At 60.4% G+C, this 15,600-nt stretch carries 14 protein-coding genes; 9 read left to right on the top strand and 5 right to left on the bottom strand.

The window, feature by feature from the left end; translation table 11 throughout:
* Window positions 1-8 precede the first annotated feature (8 nt).
* Window positions 9-632 carry a 2OG-Fe(II) oxygenase gene (locus HBN63_RS13895; RefSeq protein ID WP_170049842.1) on the bottom strand — a complete coding sequence of 208 codons (624 nt, stop codon included), beginning with the start codon at window positions 630-632 and terminating at the stop codon, window positions 9-11.
* Between the two features lie 84 nt (window positions 633-716).
* Here HBN63_RS13895 and HBN63_RS13890 point away from each other — a divergent pair, with 84 nt between their 5' ends.
* Window positions 717-1,484, top strand: coding sequence for a hypothetical protein (locus HBN63_RS13890; protein WP_170049841.1), 768 nt, complete (start codon window positions 717-719; stop codon window positions 1,482-1,484).
* Here the strand turns inward: HBN63_RS13890 and HBN63_RS13885 are convergent, their stop codons facing one another.
* Entirely contained in the window at window positions 1,485-2,417 is a 933-nt protein-coding gene (locus HBN63_RS13885; RefSeq protein WP_170049840.1) for an alpha/beta hydrolase, read from the bottom strand.
* Window positions 2,418-2,502: 85 nt separating this feature from the next.
* Here HBN63_RS13885 and HBN63_RS13880 point away from each other — a divergent pair, with 85 nt between their 5' ends.
* Both HBN63_RS13880 and HBN63_RS13875 read left to right on the top strand, forming a co-directional pair.
* Entirely contained in the window at window positions 2,503-3,111 is a 609-nt protein-coding gene (locus HBN63_RS13880) for a DUF6436 domain-containing protein (RefSeq protein WP_170049839.1), read from the top strand.
* Between the two features lie 155 nt (window positions 3,112-3,266).
* Entirely contained in the window at window positions 3,267-4,766 is a 1,500-nt protein-coding gene (locus HBN63_RS13875) for a methyl-accepting chemotaxis protein (protein ID WP_090254556.1), read from the top strand.
* On the opposite strand, the gene HBN63_RS13870 is transcribed toward HBN63_RS13875, so the two are convergent.
* Complete coding sequence (locus HBN63_RS13870; RefSeq protein WP_170049838.1) at window positions 4,756-5,784, bottom strand: AraC family transcriptional regulator; 1,029 nt, start codon at window positions 5,782-5,784, stop codon at window positions 4,756-4,758. The genes HBN63_RS13875 and HBN63_RS13870 overlap by 11 nt on opposite strands.
* A gap of 115 nt (window positions 5,785-5,899) precedes the next feature.
* Between HBN63_RS13870 and HBN63_RS13865 the strand changes: the two genes are divergently transcribed.
* The 6 genes from HBN63_RS13865 (at window position 5,900) to HBN63_RS13840 (ending at window position 14,441) form a co-directional block, all read left to right on the top strand.
* Window positions 5,900-8,275, top strand: coding sequence for a penicillin acylase family protein (locus tag HBN63_RS13865; RefSeq protein ID WP_170049837.1), 2,376 nt, complete (start codon window positions 5,900-5,902; stop codon window positions 8,273-8,275).
* Window positions 8,276-8,291: 16 nt separating this feature from the next.
* Complete coding sequence (locus tag HBN63_RS13860) at window positions 8,292-9,785, top strand: M20 family peptidase (protein WP_170049836.1); 1,494 nt, start codon at window positions 8,292-8,294, stop codon at window positions 9,783-9,785.
* Between the two features lie 143 nt (window positions 9,786-9,928).
* Window positions 9,929-10,072 carry a hypothetical protein gene (locus HBN63_RS13855; protein ID WP_170049835.1) on the top strand — a complete coding sequence of 48 codons (144 nt, stop codon included), beginning with the start codon at window positions 9,929-9,931 and terminating at the stop codon, window positions 10,070-10,072.
* Window positions 10,073-10,718: 646 nt separating this feature from the next.
* Window positions 10,719-10,973 carry a hypothetical protein gene (locus tag HBN63_RS13850; RefSeq protein ID WP_170049834.1) on the top strand — a complete coding sequence of 85 codons (255 nt, stop codon included), beginning with the start codon at window positions 10,719-10,721 and terminating at the stop codon, window positions 10,971-10,973.
* 946 nt (window positions 10,974-11,919) lie between these two features.
* Entirely contained in the window at window positions 11,920-14,118 is a 2,199-nt protein-coding gene (locus tag HBN63_RS13845; protein WP_170049833.1) for an OsmC domain/YcaO domain-containing protein, read from the top strand.
* Window positions 14,119-14,189: 71 nt separating this feature from the next.
* Window positions 14,190-14,441 carry a TIGR03643 family protein gene (locus tag HBN63_RS13840; RefSeq protein ID WP_170049832.1) on the top strand — a complete coding sequence of 84 codons (252 nt, stop codon included), beginning with the start codon at window positions 14,190-14,192 and terminating at the stop codon, window positions 14,439-14,441.
* Between the two features lie 16 nt (window positions 14,442-14,457).
* Here the strand turns inward: HBN63_RS13840 and HBN63_RS13835 are convergent, their stop codons facing one another.
* The gene (locus tag HBN63_RS13835) at window positions 14,458-15,396 is read right to left on the bottom strand and encodes a sensor domain-containing diguanylate cyclase (protein ID WP_170049831.1); all 939 of its coding nucleotides are present in this window, start codon (window positions 15,394-15,396) and stop codon (window positions 14,458-14,460) included.
* A partial coding sequence (locus HBN63_RS21695; RefSeq protein ID WP_223181879.1) for a hypothetical protein occupies window positions 15,393-15,600 on the bottom strand: 208 nt, incomplete at its 5' end. The genes HBN63_RS21695 and HBN63_RS13835, both read right to left, overlap by 4 nt.

The raw sequence follows: 15,600 nt of genomic DNA, 5'->3' as shown, positions 1-15,600 counted from the left end.
AATCTTGACTAGAACGGCCCATTGCCCCGCCGGCGAAACCAGCCGGTCAGCGACAGTCGATCACGGCTGGCCGGCAAGACCTCATGGGGCATGTCGGCGGATAGAAACAGCAGCAGGCTGCCCGCTTGCGGCAATACGTCGCGAGTCTCGCCATTCGGTAGATACAAACGCAGCGCGCCGCCTTGTTCGGCCTGCCAATCCTCATTGAGGTAGAACACCGCGGACACCGCGCGGCGGTCGTCATCACGAAAGCGGTCCACGTGCTTCTGGTAGAACGCACCCGGTGGATACAGGGCGAAATGCCCCTCGAAATCCTCCAGCCCCAGGTACAAGCCCTGGTTCAGCGCCACGCGCAGCTCATCAAGCGCCTGTAGATATTGATCACAGGCCTCAGCCTGACCGGCCTCCAGCCACTGGATATGATCGCCGCGCACCCCTTCGCGGATCTGCTGCTGCACGCCACGGCCGACGCCGGCGGGTGCCAATGCACCGTGTGCGGCACGTTTACGGCACTCTTCGGCCAGTTCGAGGGTCAGAGAGGGGGCAATAAACTGCGGCTGCAGCGACCACCCCTGTTCGGCCAGGTCGTCAACGATGCGGGTCAGGAGCGCGGTATGGGTATCGGTCGTCATGCCGGCGATTCTACCAGCGCCCTGCCGAGCCTCGACAAGCGTCAGCATGCCGCAGAAAATAGCCGCCCCTGATTGGAGTCCCTAATGCGCGCCCTTTCCGTTGTACTGACCCTGCTGCTCAGCCTGCCCGCCCTGGCCGACGATTACCTGCAGCTGTATCAGGCGGCCGGCTGGCCGCAACAGCGCATGCACTTCAGCGATGCCTTGCAGGCCGCCCAGGAGCGCTACCGCAGCAGCCTACCGCCGGCGGTGCATCAAGCATTGGTGAACAACAGCAACCAGCGCTTTGCCGCTGCGGCCGTGGATCAGCGCGCGCAACAAGGCCTGCGTGACAACCTCGGTAACCCGACCACCGCGCTGCAGTTTTTCCAGTCGTCACTGGGGCGCAAGATTGTCGATGCCGAATTGCTCGCCACCCGCAGCGATCAACTGGCGCGCTACGCCAACGGCCTGCCACGCAGTGAGGCCAGCGCCACCCGCCGCTTGCTGATTCGCCACCTGGCCCAGGCCCTGCCGGCGCGGGAAGCCGGTGCCGAAGTCAGCCTGGCCCTGGCCGGTGTAGCCGCCGACAGCCTCAGCCAGATGCTCCCAGGTCTGCTCGGGGGCGACAGCGCCCAGGCCATGCTTAATGGCCAGCGCCAGCGGTTGATGGAGCAAATCGGGGCGGATCTGGATAACACCCTGCTGCACGTCTACCGCGAGCTGAGCGACCCGGAGCTGGAAGAATTCGTCAGTTTCGCCCAGTCCGATGCCGGCAAGGCTTACTACCAGGCTGCCCTGGCCGCCATCCGCAGCGGCCTGGCGGTTGGCCAGAGCAGCGCAGCGCTGGCTCCGGCGCCGCGCGGTATCTGATTAGCTCAACCGCTGGCTAAGAAACTCGAAATAGCGCTGGCGCAAGGCCGGCGTTTCGTTGGCCAGGTGGTGCCGCGCCTCGGGCAGACGCAGCATCTGCGGGTCAGCGAACTTGTCCTGCAGCACCCGCAGGTTGTAGCGCCAGGCCACCGTCATGTCGGCTTCCCCCTGAATGATCAGAGGGCTGCGCGCACTGCGCGGCGCGGCTTCGATGTGCGGCACCCACCGGCTGAGCGCCCCAACCCAGGCGGTCGGCAAATTGCGCGGCTGCAGCGGATCCTGGTGGTGAACGAAATCGATAAACTCGGCATCGCTGGAATTGACGCTGAAACGCCGAGGAATCTCGCTGACAAAGCGCTTCATGATGCGGTAACTGAACTGTGACCAGCCCCAGGCGCGTGGCCGCACCAGCGGTGCCAGCAGAATGGTTTCACCGATGTCCGGCCCCGGTGCGCCGGTCAGCAGGTAATCAATCAGAATCGCCCCACCCGTACTCTGCCCGCACAGGTGCAAGGGCTGCGGCAACGCCAGGGCTGCCGCTTCGGCCAGCACCGCGCGCAACACCGTTTGATACTCGCTGAACGCACCGATGCTCGCCCGCGCACCGCTGGACAAGCCATGCCCCGGCAAGTCGAAGGCCAGTACGGCAAAACCCATTCCAAGAGCCCATTCGATCACATGGCGATACAGGCCAACGTGGTCGTAATAGCCATGCAGCAGCACCAGCGTGGCGCGCGGCTGCTCAGGCCACCAAGCCTGCACAGCAATCTGGTAACCGGCGGCCTGCAGCGTACCCATGCGGGTGTGCGTCGCCCAAGTATCGCTGAAGCCGTAAAACTGCCGGTAGGCCTGTTCGGCCGGTAAAAGCGCAGCGGCTGCGGCCAAGGGTCGCAGAGTGGCAAGCAGGTTTTCGGGCTGAAACGGCTCTGGCATAGGGCTTCCATCAAACTTACGGGGTAATCACAGGCCATCCTGGGCCGCGCAATCAGGTTGCGGATATTCAGCTGTCGCGCCAGTCATGGCAAGCTGCGCGCCTGTTTGCCGAAGGCTGCTCATGACTCGACCCACGCGCAAGACCCTACTCGCCAGCCTACTGATTCTGTTCTGGGCAGCCGCCATGCTGGCCGCCTACTGGTGGTACGAAGCACGCTACCTGCGCAGCTTCAGTGAACAAACCGCGCTGTTCTATGGCGAACAACTGCGTCTGCCCAACGAACTGGCCGGCCCTGGGCCAATTCGCCTGGTGCATTTTTGGGACCCCGCCTGCCCGTGCAATGTTGGCAATCAACAGCACCTGGCCGAATTGATCGAACGCTTCGGCGCCCAGGGCGTTACCTTCTATGCCGTGCAAAAAACCGGCACCAACGGTCAACTGCCCAGCACCCTGAGCGCCCTGCAACCCCTGGCTGAACTGGCTGGCAGCGCGCAAATCCCCGCCAGCCCGGCGGTGGCGATCTGGGACCGCAATGGCCAATTGGCCTACTTCGGCCCCTACAGCGAAGGCGCTACCTGCACCTCCAGCAACAGTTTTATCGAGCCGATTCTCGACGCCTTGGTCGCCAATCGCCCGGTCAACGCCAGCAACACCCTGGCGGTGGGCTGTTTCTGCGACTGGCAACGCCACTGACCGCCGGCGACATGCACTGAGCCCTGCATGTTTACCGAATAAAATTGTACAAATGACATACCATGTACAACTTATCACCATAGAAAAGCCCTGCGCACCCACGGACGGCTGCCATACTTGATCCGAATATCACGCTACTTTTTAGGTCTTTTGCCATGCCTAGCCGTCTTTCACCCTTAGAGCTGCACTACCGTAAAGCGGACCGCATCATGCTGATGGTGCTGTGGCTGATGTTTCTTTACTCGCTGGGTCTGGCGCTCTGGCACGGTACTTGGGGCCAAGCCTTGCTGGTGGGCGGTGGAACAGCGGCGGTGATGACCGTACTGCAGCAGCTGATTGCCGGGCGCCGTCTGCTGCGCTGCGCGATTGGTGCAGCGTTTATGGTGATGTCCGCACTGCACATCAACCAGGCGGGCGGCATGCTGGAAATGCACTTCGGTATTTTCGTGTTGCTGGCGTTTCTGGTGTATTACCGCGACTGGCTGCCGATCGTGGTGGCGGCTGCAGTGATTGCGGTTCACCACCTGGGCTTCTATGCCCTGCAAACCCAAGGGTTCAGCGTCACGGTGGTGGCGCAAGGCAGCTGGCCGATCATCTTCCTGCATGCGTTCTACGTGGTGCTGGAAAGCGCGATCCTGATTTACCTGGCCCTGCAAACCCATGCCGAAGCCGTGGAGGGGGCCGCCCTGATGCAAACCGCCGAACAACTCACCGAAAATGACGACGCCATTGACCTGAGCTACCGCAGCAATGCTGAAGGCAAGGTCAGCAAGCGCTTTAACCGCTTCCTCGACACACTGGATGAGCTGGTTGGCGAAGTAATCAAAGACACCCAGGGCCTGCAAACGATGGGCGACAACCTGGCGCAAGCCACTGGTCATCTGCGCAGTGGCGCCGATCGCCAGCAGGGTGAAATCGTCTACATGAGCTCAGCCATGCAGCAGATGAGCAGCGCCATTGATGAAGTGGCCGGGCATGCCGATGGGGCTGCCAGTGCCGCGCAAACGGCCAACCAGCAAGCCGCCGAGGGCAGCCGTTCGGTCAATCACGTACGCAGCGAGATCGGCAAGCTGGCCGCTCAGATCGACGTCACCGAAGGTGAAGTGCAGGCGTTGGCCAACCAATCTGAACAGATCGGTAAGGTGCTGGAAGTGATCCGTTCGATTGCCGAACAGACCAACCTGCTGGCCCTCAACGCCGCGATCGAAGCCGCTCGCGCCGGTGATCAGGGCCGTGGCTTTGCTGTGGTCGCCGACGAGGTGCGTAACCTGGCGCAGAAGACCGCCCTGTCCACCGCTGAAATTCAGCAGATCATCAGCCGCTTGCAACAAGGCAGCCGTCAGGCCGCCGAAGCCATGCAGCAGAGCCGCGACAGCGTGCGCAGTTGCGTACAGGACAGCCAGGCCACTGCCGACCTGCTCGGCGCCGTGGCGCAGGACATCAGTTCGATCACTCAGATGAACGAGCTGATTGCCGCCGCCACCCACCAGCAGGCGGCCGTCAGCGCGGAGGTCAGCCAGCACCTGACAAGCGTGCAACAGGTCGCGGAACAAAACCTCAGTGATGCCGAAGCCCTGAGTCACGATGGCCAGCAACTCAGCCACTTGTCTGAGCGATTGAGCGACCTGAGCCGGCGCTTCCGCGTCAGCCGCTAGTGCGGTAAGCCTGCGGGGTCGCGCCCTGCCAGCGCTTGAACGCCCGATAGAACGGTGACAGCTCGGCAAAGCCGCAGGCGCGGGCCACTTCACGGATGGCCAGGCCGCTGTCGAGCAGGGTCTGTGCACGCAAGCGACGCACCTCATCGTGCAGCTGGCGAAAGCTCTGCTGCTGTTCGGTCAACGCCCGCTGCAGCCCGCTGACGCTGTAACCCAGCGCGGTGGCGCAGCGGGGCAGGTCGCACAGCTGCACGCCCAGGTTGACCTCCAGCCAGTAACGCACGCGGTTGAGCAGCTGGTTTTCTTCCAGCTCGGCCAGTTCCACTTCCGCCTGCGCCCAGAGCACCGCAAACAAGCGTGGGTTGGCGCTGCGCGAGGGCCGGCTGAGCCAGGCGCGCGGGAAGATCAACGCATCATGCGCCTGGGCAAAGCGCGGCAGCAGGTCAAACAGCCGCCGGTGCTCACTCAGCCGACGCGGGGCCGGGTGGCGAAACTCCACGCCATCGAGCGCAAAGCCGCCGTCGTTGACGCTGGCGAGCATCTTCTGCAGCAGCAGCGCCAGGCACTCCATCTGCTGGCGCAACGAACCCACGCCACGGTAATTGAGGTCGAAGATCAGCCGCGCCTGCTCGCCCTCCAGCTCCAGCCGCGCGGCAAAACCACCGGAGAGGATGTGCTGAAAGCGCACAAAACTCTCCAATGCCTGGCCCAGGTCGCGGCTGGCCAGCAGCAGGTAACCCACCACATCCATCGGCCGTGGCTGCATGGTTTCGCCCAGGTGCAGACCGATGTCAGGATCACCGCTGATGCCCGCCAGCGCCTGCCAGAAGCGCGGCGCATTGTCGTGATCCTCACGGGCATTGAGCAGCGGCGGCGCCAGTACTACGCCCTGATACGCCTGGCGATAGGTGTCGGTGGGGTCCAGCCCCAACCCCGCCAAGGCTTCGTAGAGCAGGCGGCGCAAAGTTGAAGAATGGGTCAACGCGCTGGCAATGCTGTTGTGCGGATCGTGTGGCATAGCGGCCTCTTGGATTGACCAAAGACTTTCACTCTTGCTGTTTTTGGTCAATGCCTGCACAACCGGCAGTGCGCACAATGGCCAGGCTGATAAAACCTATAACAAGGAAAACCCCATGAAACGCACCCTGACTGCCCTGGCCCTGATCGTCGCGGCCTCTGCCGCCGGCGCTTACTGGTACATCGACAGCAAGCAGCCGCAGCGCGACGGCGAGCTGCAACTGAGTCACCTGCAGGCCGCAGTCACGGTGGATTACGACGAGCGCGGCGTGCCGCATATCCAGGCGCAGAACGAGGCCGATATGTACCGCGCACTGGGCTATGTACATGCTCAGGATCGCCTATTCCAGATGGAAATCCTCCGCCGCCTGGCCCGTGGCGAGCTGGCCGAAGTGCTCGGCAGCAAGCTGGTCGACACCGACCGCCTGTTCCGCACCCTGGGCATACGCGAACACGCCGACCGTTACGCCGCGAAGATGGACATGAACGCCCCGGCCAGCAAAGCGCTGGAGGCTTATCTGGACGGCATCAACCAGTACCAGGCCAGCCATCCGGCGCCGATCGAGTTCGATGTGCTGGGCATCGAAAAGCGCCCGTTCAACGTCGCCGACACCCTCAGCGTCGCCGGCTATATGGCCTACAGCTTCGCTGCGGCCTTCCGCACCGAGCCAGTGCTGACGCACATCCGCGATCAGCTGGGCGCCGATTACCTCAAAGCCTTTGACCTCGATTGGCACCCAGAGGGCGTGGTCGGCCAGCACCTCGCCGCTGGCGACTGGCAGGACCTCAACGCCATCGCCGAACTGAGCCACGCCGCGCTGCTGGATGCCGGCCTGCCGCAGTTCGAGGGCAGCAACGCCTGGGCGATCTCCGGCAGCCGCACCGCCAGCGGCAAACCGCTGCTGGCCGGCGACCCGCATATCCGCTTCGCCGTGCCGTCGGTGTGGTACGAGGCCAACCTGAGTTACCCCGGTTTCAGCCTGTACGGCCATCACCAAGCGCTTAACCCAGTGGCCTCGCTGGGCCACAACCGCGACTTTGCCTGGAGTATCACCATGTTCCAGAACGACGACCTCGACCTGATCGCCGAGAAAACCAACCCGGACAACCCCAACCAGGTCTGGTACCGCGGCCAATGGGTCGATCTGCAAAGCCGCGAAGAGCTGATCAGCGTCAAAGATGCCGAGCCAGTGCGCCTGACCATCCGCCGCTCGCCGCACGGCCCGATCATCAACAGCGCTTTGGGTGAAACCGTCGGCAGCACGCCGATTGCCATGTGGTGGGCGTTCCTCGAGACCGAGAACCCAATCCTCGATGGTTTCTACCAACTCAACCGCGCAGCCAGCCTGGACAAAGCCCGCGCCGCCGTGGAGCACATCGAAGCACCGGGACTGAACGTGGTATGGGCCAATGCCACAGGTGATATCGGCTGGTGGGCGGCGGCGAAACTGCCGCGTCGCCCGGCCGGGGTCAACCCGAGCTTTATCCTCGATGGCAGTAACGGCGAGGCGGACAAAGACGGCTACTACCCGTTCAGCGCCAACCCCCAGGAGGAGAACCCGGAGCGCGGCTATATCCTCTCCGCCAACTACCAGCCCGTGTCACCGACCGGCATGGCGATTCCGGGTTACTACAACCTGGCCGATCGCGGCCAGCGCCTGGACGAACGCCTGCGCGACACCAGCGTGAAGTGGGATGTGCACAACAGCCAGGCGCTGCAACTGGAGCCCGGCACCGGCTACCCGCAACGTCTGCTCGCCCCGCTGGCAGCTGATCTGCGGGCTGCCGCCACTGGCAGCGAAGAGCAGGCGCTGGTCGAGCAGCTGCTCAACTGGGATGGCCAGCATCAGGTCGAGAACACTGCGGCTACGCTGTTCAACCAGCTGGTTTACCAACTGGCACGTGAAGCCATGGCCGACGAGCTGAGCGAAGCCTTCTTCACTAACCTGCTGCAAACCCGCGTGCTCGACAGCGCCCTGCCGCGTCTGGCCGCCGATGCCAGCTCGCCCTGGTGGGACAAGCGCGGCAGCGAAGCCGTGGAAAGCCGCGCCGCCACCGTCAAGGCCGCCTGGCAGGCCAGCCTCGCTCATCTGCGCAGCACCCTCGGTGACGACAGCGCGAAATGGGCCTGGGGCAGCGCACACACCCTCACTCACAGCCACCCGCTGGGCCAGCAAAAACCGCTGGATAAGCTGTTCAACGTCGGCGCGTTTGCCGCACCGGGCGGCCATGAAACACCGAACAACCTCTCGCAACCGGTCGGCCCGGCGCCCTGGTCGGTGGTCTACGGCCCCTCGACCCGTCGCCTGATCGATCTGGCCGATGCCGGCAGCGCCCTGGGCATCAACCCGGTGGGCCAGAGCGGCGTATTGTTCGATCGGCATTACAAGGATCAGGCCGATGCCTATATGCGCGGCGAGTACGTGCCGATGCACCTGGATGCCGAAGCGATCAAAGCCAACAGTCGCAGCCAGCTGATTCTGCGCCCATAAGCCAAGGAGAACGGCGATGAAACGTCTGTTACTGCTTCTGCTGCTCATCCTGCTCGGCCTGGTAGCCGTGGTGGTCGGCCGCACCCTGCTGCTACCGGCTGCCGCATTCAACAGCGCGCCGGTCAGTCTGCCCGAAGGGCTGGATGGTCAACGCGCTGCCGAAAGCCTGGCGGCTGCGATTCGTCTGCCGACCCTGTCGCATCAGGTCGGCGCACCGGCCAGCCAACTGGCCGCCAGCGACGCCGCGTTCGCCAAGCTGCGCGAATGGATGGCACTGCGCTACCCACAGGTCACCGCCAACACTGAGCCGCTCGCCACTGGCAGCCCGAGCATCCTGCTGCGCTGGCCGGGCAAGGACGCGCAATTACCCGCTGCCCTGCTGATGGCGCACCAGGACGTGGTGCCCGTCGCACCGGGCACCGAAGCGCTGTGGACTCATCCGCCATTCTCCGGGGCGATTGCCGAGGGTTTTGTCTGGGGCCGTGGCGCCATCGACAGCAAAGGCTCGATGGTGGCGATTCTCGAAGCGGTGGAAACCCTGATCGCCCAGGGCTTCCAGCCACAACGCGATGTGCTACTGGCCTTCGGTCACGATGAAGAAATCGGCGGCCACCAGGGCAACCGACGCATCGCCGCGCAGTTGCAGGAACAGGGCAAACGCCTGGCCTGGGTCAGCGATGAAGGCGGCTTTGTGGTGCGCGGACAGATCCCCGGCGTCAGCCAGGACGTAGCTGTGGTCGGCATTGCGGAAAAGGGCTACGTCAGCCTGACCCTGCAAGCCAACGCCCAGGGTGGTCATTCCTCACAGCCGCCCGCCTTTGATGAAACCGCCATCGGCCGTCTCAGCCAGGCCCTGCAACGGGTGGGCGATGCGCCCTTCCAACGCGGCTTCGACGGCCCCACTGGCGACCTGCTGGCCAGCTTCACCCCAGCGCAATCCTTCGGCTACCGGCTGATCTTCGCCAACCTCTGGCTGTTCGGCCCGCTGGTGGAACAGCAACTGGCCGCATCGCCAGCCGGTGCAGCGCAACTGCAAACCTCACTATCGCCGACCCTGCTGCGCGCCGGGATCAAGGAAAACGTACTGCCGCCCAGCGCCCGCGCCACCCTCAACCTGCGCATCCACCCGCGCGACAGCATCGCCAGCGTGGCCGAACATGTTCGCAGCGCCGTGGCGGATGAACAGATTCAAGTCAAAGTCATGCCCGGCGGGCGCGAGCCATCGGCGGTATCCGATGTCAGGGGCGAGGCCTATCAGCAGTTCGCCGATGTGATCCGCCAGAGCTTCAGCAATACCCTGGTCAGCCCCAACCTCACCGTCGGCGGCACTGATTCGCGCTATTACGAGCCGCTGACCGACAACGTCTTCCGCTTCAGCCCACTGCTGATGGAGCGCGACGACCTGCCGCGTATGCACGGCACCAACGAGCGCGTAGCGATCGATACGTTGGCCAATGCCAGCGGCTTCTACTACCGCCTGCTGCAAAGCCTGAACACCTCGGCCAACTAGACCGAGACCACACAAGGGGCGCAATGCCCCTTGCCCGCACGGTAGGGTGGACAATGCGAAGCGAGTCCACCTTATGCTCACTTGAGCCCCCCAATGCATACAGGCAGACTGCCAGCAGGACACTGCCACCCCACGGGCACGATATGGACGTTGTAAAAAGCCTCAAGTCAGGCAAGAACGGCAGCAAACGCTTTGTCGAAGGCAACGACGCCGAACAACAGATCAGCTACACCACCGTCGAACTGATCGTCGAACGCAAACACAAACCACCCAAAATCCGCACCTAACCGCTCAAATAACCAACGGCGCTGATATTCGCGCGCGTCGGCTATGACGAGAAAGAAATGCAGCAGGCGTAAAACCAGGCCGGTAGTAAGTTGCAGCCTGAACAGAAAGCCTGGTTGCTGAGTTGCAAAGCAGCAGTCGAGCTTGGGCTGAAAGAACGGATCATCAATCGCTGATGGTCAGATACGGATACAAGATGGCAAGATTTGGATACTTATTGCCAGCAATGGCAACAGTGTGCAGATATGGATATGTCGTCTAATTATATTTATATCTCACATGAACATGACTGAGTCCGAACGTTTAATCTAGGAAATACTCTCTGACAGAGCCATTCCTCACAATAAAATTCCCGATTCAACTACCAGAACACCGGACTACGAGGTAGTACTTGGTGGCACAAATAGCTACTGGGAAGTCAAGGAGCTTGCAGAAAACCCCACCGAAAAGCAGATTTTAGATAACGTCGACTCTGGAATTATCGAAATTTACAGCATAGATTCTAAGCGGATATCTGAAAGCATTAAATCCGCATCCGGTCAACTCAGGGTTCATGGCAATGCGGGCAATATATGTATTGTGGTTTTATTTGACGCTCGCAATTTCGCAACAAAAGACTTTCTTTTTGAAATGTACTTGAGAAGCTCAATGCTTGGCAGTGCTGAATACATGCAAATGCAGGACGGACATTTCAAGGAAATCAAGAGAAATGGTGGGCTATTAACCAATAGGATGAGATATATAAGCGCGATAGCAGTAATGTATAAGGAAGCTAAAGAATTGGTTTTCTATCACAATCCAAATGCTGAAAATAAAATTGAGCATGAAGATTTTTACAAAAAATTCACCAACCATTTCCATGCCGTTCAAACAAAATTAGGTCTGGAGTGGATAAAGATATAACAAGGCGCTCAGATCGTTCGCCTCGCTCACTGGGACGGGCTAAAGCCCGCCCCTTAGCTTAATCGTTAGGAAAAAACTACTTCATACTTTGACAAGGGGAAAGCATGCATTGGTACTTTACAACCTTAAGCTATTGCTTGTTTGCACTCGCCATATATTTATTATTTTATAGATTATACATTTTATTTACAGGCAACAGAGTTTCTGGTGTAGTTACTAACTTCATCATTAGAAACAGAACCCTTACTGACACAGCCAAGTCAACCCTCATAGAGATTTCTTACAAGAATTCAAGTGGGGTTGACTGCAAGTTTGAAGCTGATAATGGGCTATTAATTTACATCTATGAAATAGGCGACTCAGTGAGTCTGTCAGAGAGAAATGGAAAAATAATCGTTAATTCATTATTCAACATTCTCACTGCGCCAATTTTTTTATTTACAATGAGCTGTGTGATTTTTAATTTTCTTGCCTAATGAAGCAAATAAATGCGACGCGTAGAAAATTGCGGATATTAATCGGTTAAAACTGTATATCTCTCATCAAAGGCATTCGGCGTATTTGAAATCGTGGGCGGGGCAAGAAGTCTTGGCTCCGCAATGTGCTATACGCCAACAGTGATATCGCGCCGGCGCTGAGGCACTCCAAAATCGCCGAGCAGAAAAAGCACATAAATCAGCACAACATCATGAAAATCCATTTAAAGCAAAAGCACTGTTGGCTATCGCGGCACAACCACTTGTAACGCCCGGATCAAGTCCGCGCCTAACAAGTGGTTCAAATCACTCACTTCGCTCGCTGGGACGGGCTAAAGCTCGTCCCCTTAACCAAACGTACAGCGCGTACGCTTGACCGATCAGCAGTACAGGCTGCAGCCACCACCACTTCCCGCAGAAAACCCGGATAATGGCCGCCATTCGTTTAGCCCGTATTCTGGTAATCCCGCATGGAAATCAAGGTCAAGTTTCTCGACAACCTCCGACTTGAAGCCAAGTTCGATGACTTCACGGTGGTGGCTGACCAGCCCATCCGCTACAAGGGCGATGGCTCGGCGCCGGGGCCGTTTGATTACTTCCTGGCCTCCTCGGCGCTGTGTGCGGCGTACTTTGTGAAGCTGTATTGCGACACGCGCAATATCCCCACCGACAACATCCGCCTGTCGCAGAACAATATCGTTGACCCGGAAAACCGCTACCAGCAGATCTTCAAGATTCAGGTCGAGCTGCCGGCGGATATCTCCGAGAAGGACCGCCTGGGCATTCTGCGTTCCATCGACCGTTGTACGGTGAAGAAGGTGGTGCAGGCCGGGCCAGAATTCGTGATCGAGGAGGTGGACAACCTCGATGCTGATGCCCAGGCATTGTTGATCCCGGCGCTGACGGCCGGCGAAGGTACGCGCATCCTCGGCAAGGACCTGCCGCTGGAAGAAACCATCGCCAATATGTCGGGCATCATGGCCAAGCTCGGCATGAAGATTGAGATCGCCTCGTGGCGCAATATCGTGCCCAACGTGTGGTCGCTGCATATCCGCGATGCGCATTCGCCGATGTGTTTTACCAACGGCAAGGGCGCGACCAAGGAAGGCGCGCTGGCGTCGGCACTGGGCGAGTTTATCGAGCGGCTGAACTGCAACTTCTTCTACAACGATCAGTTCTGGGGTGAAGAAATCGCCAATGCGGCGTTCGTGCATTACCCGGACGAGCGCTGGTTCAAACCGGGGCCCAAGGATGCGTTGCCAGCGGAGATTCTCGACGATTACTGCCTGGCGATTTACAACCCGGACGACGAGCTGCGCGGCTCGCACCTGTACGACACCAACTCGGGCAATACGCTGCGCGGCATCTGCTCGCTGCCGTTTGTACGTCAGTCCGATGGCGAGGTGGTGTACTTCCCGTCCAACCTGATCGAGAACCTGTTCCTGAGCAACGGCATGAGCGCCGGCAACACCCTGGCCGAGGCGCAGGTGCAGTGCCTGTCGGAGATTTTCGAGCGTGCGGTTAAACGCGAAATTCTCGAAGGTGAGCTGTGCCTGCCTGACGTGCCAGCTGAGGTGTTGGCCAAGTATCCGGCCATCCTCGCCGGTATTCAGGGCCTCGAAGCTCAGGGCTTCCCGGTATTGGTGAAGGACGCTTCCCTGGGCGGCGAATTCCCGGTGATGTGTGTGACCCTGATGAACCCGCGCACTGGCGGCGTATTCGCCTCGTTCGGCGCGCACCCAAGCTTTGAAGTGGCGCTGGAGCGCAGCCTCACCGAACTGCTGCAAGGGCGCAGTTTCGAGGGTTTGAATGATCTGCCGCCGCCGACCTTTGAAAGCCAGGCGCTGATGGAGCCGAACAACTTCGTCGAGCATTTCATCGACTCCAGCGGCGTGGTGTCGTGGCGCTTCTTCAGCGCTAAAGCCGATTACGAATTCGTCGAGTGGGACTTCTCCAGCGAAGGCGAACAGGCCAACGCCGAGGAAGCCGCGACCCTGTTCGGTATTCTCGAGGCCATGGGTAAAGAAGCCTATATGGCGGTGTACGAGCACCTGGGAGCCACGGCCTGCCGCATCCTGGTGCCGGGCTATTCGGAGATCTACCCGGTTGAGGACCTGATCTGGGACAACACCAACAAGGCGCTGCTGTTCCGCGCGGACATCCTCAACCTGCACAGCCTGAATGATCGCGGCCTGAAATCCCTGCTGCGCAATCTGGAAAACAGCGATGTGGATGATTACACCGATATCACCACGCTGATCGGCGTCGAGTTCGACGACAACACGGTGTGGGGCCAGCTGACCATTCTTGAGCTGAAACTGCTGATCCACCTGGCGCTGAAGAAGTACGACGACGCCAAGGAACTGACCGAGGCCTTCCTGCAGTACAACGACAACACCGTCGAGCGCGGCCTGTTCTATCAGGCGCTGAATGCCGCTTTGGAAGTACAGATGGACAGCGAGCTGGAGATGAGCGACTTCGAGCCTAACTTCCGCCGCATGTTTGGCAATGAGCGCATCGACGCGGTACTGGGCTCACTGGACGGCAGCGTGCGCTTCCATGGGCTGACGCCAACCAACATGCAGCTGGAAGGGCTGGAGCGCCATCTGCGCTTGATTGAGAGCTACAAGAAGCTGCATGCCGCGCGGGCCCAGACAGTGCTGGGCTAACAGCTTGAACAACCGTAAGGTGGGGCAGCTCGTGGGGCTGCCCGACGTGCTCAGACGGATTGAGGTGCAAGATGCTGCAATCAGCAGATGAGGTGTCACGGGTGATCGAGATGGCCTGGGAAGATCGCACCCCATTTGAGGCCATTGAGGTGCAGTTTGGCCTGCCCGAAGCGCAGGTGATCGCCTTGATGCGGCGCCACCTCAAACCGAGCAGCTTCAAGCTGTGGCGTGAACGGGTCAGTGGTCGGCAGACCAAGCACCTGCAGCTGCGTGACCCGCAGGTGTCACGGGCGTATTGCTCAAGCCAATACAAGCCGCGTTAACGCGTAACCAGGCGCCTTAAGGGGCTGCGGCCAGCATGGCCTGGTTACGCCCGGCGTGCTTGGCCTTGTAGAGCAGGCGATCAACCTGCTCGAGGAAGGCCTGAGGCGTGTCGAGCGGGCCCGGTGTCAGGGTGCCTACCCCGAGGCTCAGGGTCAGCCATGCACTGACGCGCGAATGCGCGTGGTGAATCTGTTGCTCATGAATCAGCTGGCGGCAGCGCTCGGCAACCTGGGCAGCCGCCTGGGCATCGGTTTCCGGCAGCAGCAGAACAAATTCCTCACCGCCATAGCGGGCCATCAGGTCACGCGGGCGCACGGCGGCGGCGCTCAAGGCCCGAGCAACGCCTTTCAGGCAATCATCGCCCTGGATATGCCCGTAGTGATCGTTGTATTCCTTGAAGTAGTCGATATCCAGCAGGATCAGTGACAGCGGCTGGCCGGTGCGCTGGGCGTTGCTCCACTCCACCTGTAAGCGGCTGTCGAACATGCGTCGGTTGGCCACGCCGGTGAGGCCGTCGAGGTATGACAGCTCTTCCAACTGTTGCTGCAATTGCTGCAGCTGCTGTTCGGTCTGCTTGCGCTCGCTGATGTCGAACATAAAGCCAATCAGCGACTCCACCTCGCCCGCTTCATTACGCAGCACGTGCACCACATCGCGAATCCACACATAACCGCCATCGCGGGTCAGGGCGCGGTAGTCGGCCTCATGGTCAGTGCCCGCCTGGGACTGCGACACACAGAAGGCCACAACGCTGTCGCGGTCTTCGGGATGCATACGCTCTGCCCAGTCGTTGGCGCTGACCCAGCTGGCCTGCGGCCAACCGAGCAGGGTTTCGATCTGCGGGCCGATGTAGGCGAAGGTCATGCTCGACCAGTCGATCTTCCAGGGGATGGCCTTGGTCGACTCCAACAGGGTCTTGTACACCGCGCTTTCGGTGCTGTTCGAGTCGGTCATGGCAGGCAATCCGGACGGCTGATGGCTGAGGTTGTAACCAAGATCAGCGGGCGGTGCAACACTGGCCGGGCTGACTGTGTTGGCGCTGATGGAAAATTGACCCACCCTGCCGATTGAAATTTGACCCAGGGCGGATTGCTGATTTTGTTACCAGCAACTGTGGATAAGTCTACCAGCGCAGCTGCTGTTGCCCCCACTCCTTCG

This window comes from Pseudomonas sp. WS 5011, assembly GCF_012985775.1.
GTDB lineage: Bacteria > Pseudomonadota > Gammaproteobacteria > Pseudomonadales > Pseudomonadaceae > Aquipseudomonas > Aquipseudomonas peli.
The sequence above is the reverse complement of the archived record's forward strand: the minus strand, read 5'-3'. Positions and strand labels throughout refer to the sequence as shown.